This is a genomic window from Methylobacter sp., from assembly GCF_036845245.1.
Taxonomy (GTDB): Bacteria; Pseudomonadota; Gammaproteobacteria; order Methylococcales; family Methylomonadaceae; genus Methylobacter_A.
In genome coordinates this window covers 1-12,889 of record NZ_DAIUEH010000027.1, presented here as the reverse complement: position 1 = coordinate 12,889, position 12,889 = coordinate 1, and the positions used below count along the sequence as shown (strand labels likewise).

At 47.9% G+C, this 12,889-nt stretch carries 17 protein-coding genes and 1 CRISPR repeat array (1 of these 18 cut by a window edge); of the genes, 12 read left to right on the top strand and 5 right to left on the bottom strand.

What is annotated here, in order from left to right; translation table 11 throughout:
* Positions 1-41: a CRISPR direct-repeat array (repeat unit 28 nt); it reaches 2,029 nt to the left of the window's first position.
* Positions 42-68: 27 nt separating this feature from the next.
* Genes V7051_RS13125 through nifL form a run of 3 tightly spaced genes read right to left on the bottom strand, consistent with a single transcriptional unit; the run spans position 69 to position 3,496 of the window.
* On the bottom strand, positions 69-329 hold the full coding sequence (locus tag V7051_RS13125) for a hypothetical protein (RefSeq protein ID WP_333875550.1): 261 nt from the start codon (positions 327-329) through the stop codon (positions 69-71).
* 16 nt (positions 330-345) lie between these two features.
* On the bottom strand, positions 346-1,887 hold the full coding sequence (gene nifA, locus V7051_RS13120) for a nif-specific transcriptional activator NifA (RefSeq protein WP_333875551.1): 1,542 nt from the start codon (positions 1,885-1,887) through the stop codon (positions 346-348).
* Entirely contained in the window at positions 1,880-3,496 is a 1,617-nt protein-coding gene (gene nifL, locus V7051_RS13115) for a nitrogen fixation negative regulator NifL (RefSeq protein ID WP_333875553.1), read from the bottom strand. The genes nifA and nifL overlap by 8 nt, the downstream gene beginning before the upstream one ends.
* Before the next feature lie 363 nt (positions 3,497-3,859).
* On the opposite strand from nifL, the gene rsxA reads away from it, so the two are divergent.
* The 11 genes from rsxA to V7051_RS13060 all read left to right on the top strand — a co-directional run bounded on the left by rsxA (position 3,860) and on the right by V7051_RS13060 (position 11,247).
* The gene (gene rsxA, locus V7051_RS13110; protein WP_333875555.1) at positions 3,860-4,441 is read left to right on the top strand and encodes an electron transport complex subunit RsxA; all 582 of its coding nucleotides are present in this window, start codon (positions 3,860-3,862) and stop codon (positions 4,439-4,441) included.
* A gap of 17 nt (positions 4,442-4,458) precedes the next feature.
* On the top strand, positions 4,459-5,031 hold the full coding sequence (gene rsxB, locus V7051_RS13105; protein WP_333875557.1) for an electron transport complex subunit RsxB: 573 nt from the start codon (positions 4,459-4,461) through the stop codon (positions 5,029-5,031).
* Positions 5,025-6,512, top strand: coding sequence for an electron transport complex subunit RsxC (gene rsxC / locus V7051_RS13100; protein ID WP_333875558.1), 1,488 nt, complete (start codon positions 5,025-5,027; stop codon positions 6,510-6,512). The genes rsxB and rsxC overlap by 7 nt, the downstream gene beginning before the upstream one ends.
* Complete coding sequence (locus V7051_RS13095) at positions 6,509-7,582, top strand: RnfABCDGE type electron transport complex subunit D (RefSeq protein ID WP_333875560.1); 1,074 nt, start codon at positions 6,509-6,511, stop codon at positions 7,580-7,582. Before rsxC ends, V7051_RS13095 begins: the two co-directional genes overlap by 4 nt.
* Positions 7,583-7,681: 99 nt before the next feature.
* Positions 7,682-8,392, top strand: coding sequence for an electron transport complex subunit RsxG (rsxG, locus tag V7051_RS13090; RefSeq protein WP_333875562.1), 711 nt, complete (start codon positions 7,682-7,684; stop codon positions 8,390-8,392).
* A gap of 10 nt (positions 8,393-8,402) precedes the next feature.
* Positions 8,403-9,104, top strand: a complete 702-nt coding sequence (locus V7051_RS13085) for an electron transport complex subunit E (protein ID WP_333875564.1) — start codon at positions 8,403-8,405, stop codon at positions 9,102-9,104.
* A gap of 2 nt (positions 9,105-9,106) precedes the next feature.
* Positions 9,107-9,367: an RnfH family protein gene (locus V7051_RS13080; RefSeq protein ID WP_333875566.1), complete on the top strand. Its 261-nt coding sequence runs from the start codon at positions 9,107-9,109 to the stop codon at positions 9,365-9,367.
* Positions 9,297-9,596 carry a (2Fe-2S)-binding protein gene (locus V7051_RS13075; RefSeq protein ID WP_334168746.1) on the top strand — a complete coding sequence of 100 codons (300 nt, stop codon included), beginning with the start codon at positions 9,297-9,299 and terminating at the stop codon, positions 9,594-9,596. Before V7051_RS13080 ends, V7051_RS13075 begins: the two co-directional genes overlap by 71 nt.
* A 20-nt stretch (positions 9,597-9,616) precedes the next feature.
* Complete coding sequence (gene bfr, locus V7051_RS13070; protein ID WP_333875570.1) at positions 9,617-10,081, top strand: bacterioferritin; 465 nt, start codon at positions 9,617-9,619, stop codon at positions 10,079-10,081.
* Positions 10,082-10,201: 120 nt separating this feature from the next.
* Positions 10,202-10,468, top strand: a complete 267-nt coding sequence (locus tag V7051_RS13065) for a hypothetical protein (RefSeq protein WP_333875572.1) — start codon at positions 10,202-10,204, stop codon at positions 10,466-10,468.
* Positions 10,469-10,806: 338 nt separating this feature from the next.
* A complete protein-coding gene (locus V7051_RS13060) occupies positions 10,807-11,247 on the top strand; it encodes a DUF1772 domain-containing protein (protein WP_333875574.1) in 441 nt (146 codons plus the stop codon).
* A 336-nt stretch (positions 11,248-11,583) separates the two neighbouring features.
* Here V7051_RS13060 and V7051_RS13055 read toward each other — a convergent pair whose 3' ends face one another.
* A complete protein-coding gene (locus tag V7051_RS13055) occupies positions 11,584-11,766 on the bottom strand; it encodes a PLDc N-terminal domain-containing protein (RefSeq protein WP_333875576.1) in 183 nt (60 codons plus the stop codon).
* A 320-nt stretch (positions 11,767-12,086) separates the two neighbouring features.
* Here V7051_RS13055 and V7051_RS13050 point away from each other — a divergent pair, with 320 nt between their 5' ends.
* Positions 12,087-12,311 (top strand): hypothetical protein, encoded by a 225-nt coding sequence (locus V7051_RS13050; protein WP_333875577.1) that lies wholly within the window; start codon positions 12,087-12,089, stop codon positions 12,309-12,311.
* Positions 12,312-12,459: 148 nt separating this feature from the next.
* On the opposite strand, the gene V7051_RS13045 is transcribed toward V7051_RS13050, so the two are convergent.
* Positions 12,460-12,889 (bottom strand): DUF2721 domain-containing protein (locus V7051_RS13045; RefSeq protein ID WP_333875579.1); only part of this gene is annotated, 430 nt, incomplete at its 5' end.

Below are 12,889 nucleotides of genomic sequence, written 5' to 3'. Positions count from 1 at the left end.
GATTGAATTCGGTGTTCACTGCCGCACAGGCAGCTTACAAGACATTAAAACAACCCCATCAAGCCACATCAAGCCACATCATGATACCAATCCAAAAGCTCTTCACCGCCCCAGTTTTCCGCATCGCCGGGGATGTGTTCATCGGTTTGGTAGAGCGTCATTTGTCCGGGTTTGGGCGATGTGACCAATAAGCTTTCTGCATATTCAACCGAGCAGCCTTGTTTGCCGTTTTCATCTTTTAACCATTGCGTTGCCATTGCGATGGCTTCTTGCCGGGTTTCACCAAAGCCAAAGACGGCATAATCGTGTTGCACATATAAAATAGTCATTGCGGCTCCAAATTAGTTAAATTTGCTTCATAGTAATATCCAAAGTCAAAATCCGGTAAGCGATTTGCCTTGGCGTCATATTCAGCAGGCGGGCGGCTTTGGCTTGTACCCAGCCGCTTTGCTCCAACGCGGCAATGACCCGCTCACGGTCATCCATGTTTTCATCGTTAAAATCAATCGCAGGCGCTTTTTGCGGTTTATGACTGATAGCGGTGCCTATTTCGTCTTCAAGGCCGGTGCTGACCATCACGTCGCGATCGATGATGCCGTTTGGGCTCATGATGGCGGCGCGCTCCAGCCGGTTTGCCAGTTCGCGGACGTTGCCGGGCCAGCTGTGCTTCATCAATATGCGTATCGCGCTTTCCTTGATTTCCAGCGGTCGTCCGCCTTGTTGCTGCGAAATCCTGCCGAGCAGGAATTCGGATAACTCCGGAATATCCTCAGTCCTGTCGCGTAAGGCCGGCATCTGGACCGGCATGACATTAAGACGGTAATACAAATCTTCCCTGAACTCGCCTTTAGTCACTTCTTCTTCAAGATCGCGATTGGTTGCGGCAATGATGCGGACATTGACTTTGATGGTCTGGGTTCCGCCGACCCGTTCGAATTCGCCTTCCTGCAATACGCGCAGCAGTTTGGCCTGGAACGAGGCGGAAATTTCGCCGATTTCATCGAGAAACAGGGTGCCGTTATCGGCCAGTTCAAAACGGCCTTTGCGCTGGCTGACCGCGCCGCTGAACGCGCCTTTTTCGTGGCCGAACAGTTCGGACTCCAATAAGGTGTCGGGCAGGGCGGCGCAATTCAGTTTTAAAAAAGGTCCGCTGGCACAGCCGGAGTTAAAGTGAATCGCATTGGCGACCACTTCTTTACCGGTGCCTGATTCGCCCCGGATTAATACCGTGGTGTTCCATTTTGCAACTTGGCGTATCAGGTCGAACACTTTCAACATCGGCGGCGAGTGGCCGATGATGTTTTCAAAGCTGTAGTTCTTGATCAATGCTTGTTTAAGTTGATCGCGTTCGCTGAGCAGATGGCGCTGTTTGCGTTCGATGACCCGCAACATTTTGACGCTTTGCGCAATCAGGTTGGCGATCATCTCCATGAAGCGGGCGCGCTCGCCCAGAAATTGGCTGTTATCCGGCTGGGCGGCGAGTACGCCGATGGTGTCGCCTTCTTCTATATAGATAGGCGAGCCGATAAAAGGCAGTTCGGGATCGTACAAACCCAAACGGCCTAAAAAACGCGGTTCTTCGGATACTTTTTCAATGACGATGGTGCTGCCTTCGTCCAGTATGGCTCCCATCAGGCCTTCGCCGGGATTGTACCGGACCGGCTCGGTAAATTTACCGCCGCCGTTGGTGTGGACAACGCTGACAATCATGCTGTTACTTTCGATTTCCCGCAGCGTTATCATGCCGGACCGCATGCCGGACCGTTTGTGCAGTATCTCCAATACCGCTTGTAATTTAGCGTGCAAATCGTGAGTGCTGTTGAGCACTTGGCTGATGATATACAAAGTATCAAGTTCAGCTTCGATCAGTTGTATACGCTCAGTCATTACCTACCCCTTTAAATATCTGTCTATGCAGAGGAAAACTGATCTTAAACCGGCATCCTTGGTCATAATCCGGGTCTATTTCAATAAAGCCGTGATGCTGGTTGACAATTTCCTTTGCCATCACCAGTCCCATTCCGGCTTGATTGCCGCCCATGGTGCGCGTGGTATAAAAAGGTTCGAATACTTTTGCGCGTTTTTCAACCGGAATACCGGCGCCGCTGTCTTCAATGCTGACATAAATCAAATCGGCATCGGTATCGGTCGTAATCTTAAGCCGCTGTTCCGTGCCGCCCGGTTCGCAAATAGCGTCAATCGCATTGTCTATCAATTGCTTGAATAATATACGCAGGCGGTTTTCGGAACCGAGCATGGTTGGCAGTTTTGACTTGGGTTGCCAATGCACTTCTATGTCGTTACTACAAATCCGTTGGTTGCTGAGTAACAGCACTTCATGCAGAAGCTGATTGATGTTTACAGGAATAACGGCGGCTTGCAGAATCTCGGGAATGCATTTTTGCATGGTCGCAACCGCTTCTTCGCCGGACTGCTGAATTTGTTGCAGGATTTGTAATAGGCCGGCATGTTGATCATCCCGTCTATGCTTTAAGATTTGCTCGGCCGCCCTGATTTGGTTCATCGGCATTTGTATTTGGTGCATTGCGCCCAGCAATGTTTCTCTTATGCCGCGCACCCGCTCATCCTCAGACATCACGGTTTTTAATGTCTGGATATGTAGCTCTTCCATTTGCCTGCGTTGCCGGGTTATGTCTGTTAATGTCAGTATCAGATACTGTTTCGATACATTCTCGAAAAAGGCATCGACATTAACTTCATTTTCTACGAACCAGTTTCCGGCGCAAGAAAACCAGCGGGTTCTCAAGTTGTCTTTGCTTTCTACTTTAAATTCACGGTTATTAAAACCTTGCTCCTTGCTTTGCAACTCAGACCATAAATCGCCCATTTCCTCGCGCAGCAATGTTAAGAAATAAGTTGCAGGTTCGCCTTTGTCTAGGTCGCTGACCAGGGCTTTATAGTTATGGTTATCCAAAATAACCTTGTCCTGATCATCCAGTACCACCATCGCGATAGGCGATGAATTAATGACCGATTCAATCAATAGCTTTTGGTTGATGACCTTTTTTTCCGATTCATAAGGCTGGGTAATATCCCTATGCATACCAATGTAATGAGTGATTGCACCGGTTTCGTTCAACATCGGGGCAATGGTCAAATCAGAGAGATAACGCTGACCGGATTTATGCCGGTTGCATAAGGTTCCGCGCCATATTTTCTTGCTGCTGATGGTACGCCATAAATTATGATAGACCTCTTTGGGTGTGCGTTTGTCCGATAATAGGGATTCGTTTTCACCCAGAATATCTTCAGGCCGATAACCTGTCACTCTGCAAAACTCTTGATTAACATAAAGAATTTTGGCTTTTTTGTCGGTAATGGAAATGGCTATCGGCACTTGTTCAACGGTTTCGGCAAACAAGCTGTACAGCATCTTGTCACCATAGCCTTCACCAAATAAATCAGGTGCAAGTTCGCCGATGACGTTCGCCATGTTGGTATGCGTTTGTAAAAATCGCAATGAAGTTTTTTTCATAGGTTATGGCCGGGGTGAGAGTACTTTATGATGGCTTTATTGAGTTTATCTAGCAAATATAGCGCCAACATTAATGCTTTGTCTTGCTTATATCTCAAGCTGTCATGGCTCAACCTTGTTTGTAACGCCATGTCTTAAAGCAAGCGGGTTGATGAATGATAAGACTTTGTAAGGTTTACGACAAAACATTTCTATCGATGTAGATATGTATCACTTGTAACAGTTTTGATGCACTGATTTGGGCGGTTTTTTACAGGGTATCCGGGCCACAAACTTGCTGCGTCAGCACATTTTTCGAATTGGCATAATTGATGCTTTGAGTCTGATAAACAGAATAGCCCTTCAAACAGCCTGGAAAAAACAGTGAGTGAATATCTTCTTCTTTTATTAGGCACGGCTCTGGTCAACAACGTGGTTCTGGTTAAATTTCTTGGCTTGTGTCCGTTTATGGGCGTCTCGAAAAAACTGGACTCGGCATTGAGTATGGGGTTGGCGACAACCTTTGTATTGACCTTGGCCGCGATGACCAGCTGGATGCTGGAACACTTTATTTTAGCGCCTTTCAATATCCAGTTTTTACGGATACTCGCTTTTATCCTAGTCATTGCGGCCGTGGTGCAGTTCACCGAAATGGTTGTGCATAAGACCAGTCCGGTGCTGTATCAGATATTGGGTATTTTCCTGCCGCTGATTACGACTAATTGCGCGGTTTTGGGCGTGGCCTTGCTCAATGTGCAAGAGCAATACGGTTTTATGCAAAGTATGATTTTCGGTTTCGGTTCTGCACTCGGGTTTACCCTGGTTATGGTGCTTTTTGCGGGTTTGCGCGAGCGCTTGGCGTTAATGACTGTTCCTCCGCTCTTTGCAGGTACGCCGATTGCGTTTATTACCGCCGGTATTTTATCGCTTGCATTTATGGGTTTTGCAGGGCTTTACAGTAAATAATTTACAGGAAATAAGCTATGTATGTTTTATCCGCCATTGTAAGTTTAACCTTATTAGGATTGTTTCTAGGCTTGCTGCTGGGCATTGCAGCCCGGTATTTAAAGGTTGAAAGCAGCCCGATTGTCGATGAATTGGAAGCCTTGTTGCCCGGTTCCCAATGCGGCCAGTGCGGCTTTCCGGGTTGCCGGCCTGCCGCCGAAGCATTGGCCGAAGGTAAGGCGCCTGCAACGATGTGTCCTCCGGGCGGTAGCGCTCTGGCCGAACAAATCGCCGCTTTATTGGGTTTGGATCTGGACTTAAGTGATGTAAAAGAGCCCGAACTGCTGGTTGCCAGGGTCAGTGAAGCGACCTGCACAGGTTGTACCCGCTGTTTTAAAGTCTGTCCTACCGATGCCATTGTCGGTGCGCCCAAGCAAATTCACGCGGTCGTTGCCGATGCTTGCATAGCCTGCAAGAAATGTGTCGATGTCTGTCCGACCGAATGCCTGCAAATGCACCCGATTGAGGTTACTTTGCGTAACTGGCGCTGGGCCAAACCTCTGAATGTTCCGGTGCAAGGCATAGGAACAGGGAGTAATGCTGTATGTTAAGTCTTTTTAAAAAACCGCGTATTCGTGGCGGCGTTCATACAGAGGAGCATAAAACCGCGACTGTCGCATTGCCGATAGCCAACAATTTTCCGCTGCCGAAAAAACTGTATATTCCGCTGCAACAACACGTCGGCAAGCCCGCAGAGCCGGTGATCAAGGTCGGTGAAAAAGTGCTGAAAGGGCAGTTATTAGCCTACAGCCAAGGCCTGATTTCCGCACCGGTGCATGCTCCCAGTTCAGGCATTATCATTGATGTGAACGATTATCCTGCACCGCACCCGTCAGCGTTGCCTATTCGAACTATTGTGCTGGAAACGGATGGCAAAGACGAATGGATAGCAACACAAATTGTAGACGACCCGTTTGCGTTAAATCCTGAAGAAATCAGTTTTCGTGTCGGTGCTGCGGGTATTGTCGGCTTAGGCGGCGCAACTTTTCCAACGGCGGTCAAACTCAACATGGGGCGCGAAAACCATGTCGATACGCTGATTATAAACGGCTCGGAATGTGAGCCTTATTTATGCTGCGATGACAGATTGATGCAGGAGCGCGCCGAGCAGATTATCGACGGTGTGCGCCTGATGCTGCACGGCATGGAAACTGATAATGCGGTGGTGGCGATTGAAGACAACAAACCGCAGGCTTATCAGGCGATGCTTGCCGCAGCCGAACCCTATGCGCAGATTAAGGTCATGCAAATCCCTACCCGCTACCCGATGGGATGGGACCGGCAGTTGATCCGTTATGTCACCGGTAAAGAAGTCCCGGTCGGCTGCCGCTCATCGGAAATCGGCGTGACCATCCATAATGTCGGTACCGCTTATGCGGTCCATAAAGCGATCCGCCTTGGACAACCTTTGCTTGGCCGTGTTGTCACTGTAGCGGGCGGCGCAGTGAAACGCCCGATGAATGTAGAAGTCCCGTTCGGCACCTTGATCTCTGAGCTGTTCGACTTTTGCGAGGTGAAATCGGATGAAATCGCTCGCATCGTTATGGGCGGCCCGATGATGGGCGATTCGTTACCGCATGTCAGTTTGCCTACCGTTAAAGCCACCAGCGGCATCCTGGCATTGAACCAAAGCGAACTTAAAAACACCGAGGAACAGCCCTGTATCCGTTGCGCCAGTTGTGTCAGCGTTTGCCCTGCGGGATTGCGGCCTTTGGATATGGCGAACAACATCCGTATTAACCAGCTGGATACGGCGGTGGATTTAGGCTTGAAAGACTGTATCAGTTGCGGTTGCTGCTCTTATATCTGTCCGTCGAATATCCCATTGGTGCAATATTTTAAATATGCTTCCGGCGAAGTAGTCGCCAGACAGCAAGCACAACATAAATCCGAGCAAACCAAACGCTTGATGGATGCCCGTAATGCCCGCATGGAGCGCATCGCTCAGCAACAACGCGAAGAGGAGTTGGCTCGCATAGCGGCTAAGGCCGAGCGGGAACGATTAAAAGCCGAGAAGGAGGCGTTGGTATGATTTCGCATATGAAGCCGAGCAGTGGCGCACATGTAGGCGCTAATAACAGCGTCAGCCATATTATGTGGCAAGTCATGCTGGCGCTATCGCCTGCGACGGCGTTCGGGCTGTTGTGCTTTGGTTGGCCCGCGTTGAACCTGTTTATTATTACCGTGTTATCGGCGGTTGTGTTTGAAGCCTTATGTGTGCGTCTTCGGGGCAGGGTGGCTAAACCCGTCATTATGGACGGTTCCGCCGTGCTGACCGGCTGGCTGCTGGCCATTACGCTGCCGCCTTGGGCTCCGTGGTGGATAGGCGTTGTCGGTTCCGGACTGGCGATTATTTTAGGCAAACAGGTTTATGGCGGATTGGGGCAAAACCTGTTCAATCCGGCTATGTTGGCGCGTGTTGCGCTGCTGATTTCTTTCCCTATCGAAATGACGACATGGGCGAATGTGTCGCCGTTGTTCTTTTCGCATTCGCCGGGTCTGATCGAAAGTTGGCACATTACTTTTTCAGGTTTGGAAGATATAGATGCTAATACCGGTGCGACTACGCTGGGCTTCATCAAAACCGAGTTTTCCCAGAACCGTTTATTAACGGATATCCTGAAAGATTATTCCGGTTTTCTTAGTTTTATCGGTTGGTCTCGCGGCAGTTTGGGCGAAACATCGACACTATTGATGGGCTTGGGCGGCATCTGGTTAATTCGCCAAAACGTGATTCAATGGCAGATCCCGGTGTCTTTATTGCTGACGGTTGCGTTGTTAGCCGGCGTTTTTCATGTCGTGGATAGTGAGCATTATATTAGCCCGCTGCTGCATTTGAATTCCGGCGCGATGATGTGTGTGGCCTTTTTCATTGCCACCGACTATGTCACCTCGCCGAATACGCCGCCAGGTCAGATGGTGTTCGGCGCGGGTTGCGGGCTGCTGATTTTCGTTATCCGAACTTGGGGCGCGTATCCCGAGGGCGCGGGTTTTGCGGTGCTGTTAATGAACTCGGCGACACCGCTGATCGACCATTATATTCATCCCCGGATCTACGGACGTGACCGTAAAGGCAAGCCGCTTGAAATACCGAAATCGTAATTGTGGAAGTGTAGTTGTGGGAGCGGCTTTAGCCGCGATAAGCGCGGCTAAAGCCGCTCCCACAAAGTTTTATCATGTATGTGAACTGAAGCGTAAGCCATGAAAATTGACCCAGCCACCATCGAACGCCTGAAAGAGAAAATAGCCGTTTACCGGGAATTCCTGAAAAATTGGCTGGAACCGTCGAACCTGGCGCAGCTTAGACCCAAGCTGGAATTTCAAACAGGCGTTTTAGCAGGATTCGCTTTGATCGCCAGTGTGCTGCTGGGTGTCACCAATTGCAGTACCGAGGGCACTATTCAACGCAGGCTTGATGAGGATTTAAAAAAATCCCTTGAAGAAGTGGTACCCGCGGCTCTTTATGACAACGACATGCTACAAGACACGCTGACCATTCCGTCTGCCGAATACAATATCGGCACCAACGAGACCACGGTTTATATCGCCAAAAAGTCCGGCAATGTTAGCGCCGTATGTTTTAAGTTTACCGCGCCGGACGGCTATTCCGGCGCTATCAATATGATTATGGGCATAGACCGCGACGGCAATATTTTGGGCGTACGCGTACTCAGCCACAAAGAAACTCCGGGCCTCGGCGATAAAATCGAAGTTGCAAAGTCGGACTGGATATTGAAGTTCGTCGGTCGCTCGCTGGACAACTTAGCGCCTGCAAAATGGGCGGTTAAAAAAGACGGCGGAGAATTCGACCAATTTGCCGGGGCGACGATTACCCCGCGTAAATCAGTACAGGCCATTTATCGCGGCTTGCAGTTATTCAAAGCGCATCAAGAACAACTGATCAATCCTTGAGGGCATTGCCATGTTTTTATCTGAGACCTATCGTAAAATCGCCACGGACGGCATTTGGAACAATAACATCGTGTTCGGGCAAAACCTGGCGCTCTGCCCATTACTGGCAGTAACCGGAACAGCCACCAACGGCTTAGGCATGGGGCTCGCTACGCTGGTGGTTATCATCGCGTCTAACGGCCTTATTTCAGTGACCCGGCATTTAATCCCCAGCGAAATCCGCATCCCGATTTTTGTGTTATTGATCGCAGCCCTGGTGACTTTAGTCGATATTTTAATGAATGCCTGGGCGCACGAGCTTTATAAAGTGCTGGGTTTGTTCATTGCGTTAATCGTTACCAATTGCGCCTTATTAGGCCGCGCCGAAGCTTTTGCTTCCAAGCAGCCGGTAAAACATGCGCTGTGGGACGGCTTGATGATGGGCTTGGGTTTCCTTCTCGTTCTGGTTGCTCTCGGTGCGGCAAGAGAAATAAGCGCATCGGGTACATTGTTCGCCAATGCATCCGTGTTACTGGGCGAATCGTTCAGATTTCTGGAAGTCACCGTCATTCCTAACTACAAAGGCTTTTTATTGATGGCGCTGCCGCCTGGCGGATTCATTATGCTGGCCTTTTTGATTGTCGGTAAGCGCCTGATAGACCAAAAAATTGCAGAAAGAAAAGAAAGAAAAGTATCAGTAACCGTATTAACCGCAGCGACCGCTGAGGAGTAATCATGAACGTCGGAGTTTGTTACGCTGAAGTCGATAGGCAACTATGGATGCGCTTGGAAGTGCCTGATAACAGCACCATAGAAGAAACCATTAATTTGTCCGGAGTCTTGACGCTCTATCCTGAGATAAACCTGACCAGCCAGAAAGTGGGCATATTCGGCAAAATTGCCGCGCTGGATACCCCGGTAAAGGATGGCGACAGGGTGGAAATTTATCGTCAAATCACTGTCGATCCGCAGACAGTGCAACGGCGAAGACGTTAGGTCATTTTTTAAAGGAGCAGCAATGTATATATGTGTTTGTAAAGCTGTGACCGACTCGCAGATTTTAACGGCTATTGAAAACGGTGTGTGTACGCGAAAAAAGCTAACCCATTGTTTCGGAATAGGCAAAGATTGTGGGAAATGCAATGAAGAAGTCAATGCTTTGCTTGAGCAAAGCATGGCGCCCGTTCAACCCTTACCTCCAGCAATGAATCAACCTATCCTGTAACTCAATCTAGAGAAATCACTATGAAAGGCGACACCAAAGTCATTGAATACCTCAATAAAGCACTGGAAAATGAACTGACAGCGATCAACCAGTATTTTCTCCATGCCAGAATGTACAAAAATTGGGGCTTTCAAAAGCTTAACGAAAAGGAATATCACGAATCCATTGATGAAATGAAACACGCCGATCAGATTATCGAGCGTATTCTTTTTCTTGAAGGCCTGCCTAATGTGCAAAATATTGGCAAAGTGATGATCGGTGAGAATACAAAAGAAATGCTCGGCTGCGATTTAAAACTTGAGCAAATTGCAGTCCCTTTACTGAGAGAAGCGATAGCTTATTGCGAAAAGGAAAGTGATTTTGTTTCGCGCGATATTTTTGCTCATATTCTGGAGTCGGAAGAAGAGCATATCGACTGGCTGGAAACGCAGCTGGAATTGATTGAAAAAGTAGGTTTGGAAAATTATTTGCAGTCGCAAATGTAGAGATAGATACAGGTAACGAAGCTGGGCGGGATTTGATCAGTTGTAGGGAGTCCAGGCGTGGGCGCGAATACTCATTACAGCATTGACAACCCTTAGGATCAACTTAAAGAGAATAAAATAATGAATAATGAATATAAATCAATCGTAGATGAATTTCAGATTAAACTTACACAATTGCAGGAAGATAGTAAGACAGATAGCGATCATCCAGAATTGTTTAGTAAACATAAGAAGACATGCCTTTTTGAGAAATGGCAAAAAATAGGTAAGTTACTGATGGATTTTGAAGATATAGATAACGAACCAGAAATTACAGAGGTGGATCAATTAGCCAAAAATAGGAAAATTTTTGAAAGTTTGAAACGTAAACAGGAAAAAGATCATTAAATGATCTAGGCAATGAATTTTCTCTAGTTTCCAAGCCCCAAACTTGGGAGTTCGGTATTAGAAGCTCTAGCTTCCCGTCTCGCGAAGCTACGACATGGATGCAGGAGGTAGAGCAACGCAGGAACGGTTGCCGAGAGCTTCGCCTTCTGGGTTCCCAATCTCCAGATTGGGAACCAGCGCAAGATTATTTGCAATCGCAAATGTAAGGTCAGGTAAATCGGGTAATAGCTTTCCGTTACCCGATTTTTTATTTGATGTGATTGGTCCGGAATATTTCGCTTTATTTTTGTTTCGCGAGTTCCCAAACTCAAGCTTGGGAACTCGGTAAAGGAGCCTATATGATCACCATCCTTCAGTTCATCGCTGTTATAAGCGGCACACTTTTCACTGGAGCCGCAATCTACATCAATCTCGTCGAGCACCCGGCACGCATGGGCTGTGGAACAAAAATTGCGGCAATGGTTTGGGCTCCAAGTTATAAGCGTGCGACGGTTATGCAGGCTTCTCTGGCAATTGTGAGCTTTCTTGTCGGCAGTTCAACCTGGTTGCTTGGTGGGGGCATTTCATGGCTAGTTGGAGCGACGCTTATTGGTTCGGTCGTTCCGTTCACATTCATTGTCATCATGCCTATCAACCATAAGCTGTTGGAACCGGGACGAGACCTGTCATCTGATCAAACGCGGGTGTTGTTGGAGCAGTGGGGGCGGCTTCATGCTGTTCGTAGCGCACTCAGTTTGACAGCGTCCGTAGTTTATATTGTTCAGTTACTCAACGGGTAAATTTGGGACTTGTGGGTTTTGGCTCCCTGGGAACCAGCGCAACTTGGAAGTTCGGTATTAGATGCTTTAGCTTCCTGTTTCGCGAAGCTATGACTGCATGATTAGGAAATGATCCCGCCATTTCTCTGCATTCCCCATATCCCTGTGGGTTATGCAGGAGGTAGAGCACCAACAGTAGACGCTTTAGGCGACGCAGGAGCAGTCGCAAATGTAAAAAGATATCTTTAAAAAAAAGGGTGCAGTTGTAGCGCAAAATTGCTCTACAACTGCACCCCCGCATCCCTATGAGCTATGCAGGGGCAAATCCCCGTTGACTCTCTTCATTTGGCAAGTCGATTAAGCACCTTTCGGACCTGCAAACCACCAAATTATCAGCCCGAGAACGGGCAGCAGTATAATTAAAAGCACCCATAAAACTTGTGTTCCAGTTGTAGCGCCACTCTTTACGATGCTAATAATGGCCCAGATGTCCAGGACAAGCACGATAAAACCAAGAAAACCGCCGACTTGAATATCCATACGTCCTCCTAACAGGTTGTGTTTACTACATAAACTATTTCGCCTCATCAGTTTTAGACTCTACGCTTAAAAATAGATGAGTTCTGTACGGTAACGGACATTGCTCAGCTTGCATCGTTTTTAAGCACCCGTGATTACCGACGCATTAACAATGCAGAGTGGTTCAAGCAATTTTTCGATGTTAAATTCTATAGCGTCATCAACTGTTTTGATCGATATTTTATCTAGCAATGGTTGGTTTAGTTATCGACGAAAAATAAGATCGGGGTATGATGTTGATTTTTGCCTTCGTCCACTTTTTGATTGCAATGGTGAACTTTATGAATTCAAAAAAAATAGTGATAACAGAATCCGATTTACCTAAAGCCTGTAACTACATTGCCAAACAGTTTGCAGCACATAGCTGGTGGCCATCCGAACAACCGGGCGAGGCAAAGCGGGAGTTTGATTTAATGAAAGACAGTGCAACCGCTTTGAATGTATGGTGCGAGCGATGGCTGGATGCCGGGCAATGTAAAAAAATGGAAAAAGAGATCCGATCCTAGACCATCGGGCAACAGCTTCTTGTTGGGAATCAGGATGTTTACCGGAAACGCCAGTTCTCGCTACCGCTCGAACCGGCTTAAATCATTGCATCTACGGATTGCGGCTTACAGCGTTAGATGTAGCCTTAAATATAATTATATTTGCCGATTACGGGACGCCTCGAATATGCGCCGTCGCCAGATAAATCTCACAGATGAAATTGAGCAGCGCCATAATCAAACAGAACATCGCTGCAACGAATAACGAGGCTATAACTGCCTCCATGTCGAGAGCGAAGAACGACCCCAGAAACAATACCGCAACGACCGAGCAAATCAGCAGCAAGCAGGTTGTGCACAGACCAATCGCCCAATGAATAAGGCGAGCGCGCAGTCTTAAGGATTTTAGCTCCGCTTGAATAGCTTGGTTTGCTTTAACAGTCGGCAACGATCCGCTATTCAAAAATCTCGACCGATCGATAATGCGACCTAAACGGTTGGTCAGCACTGACAAGATAGCGGCAACACCGGTCAGCAAAAACACGGTAAGCGCACGCCCCAACCACATAGTCAGAACTGTTTTTCTCTGAATCAATCTC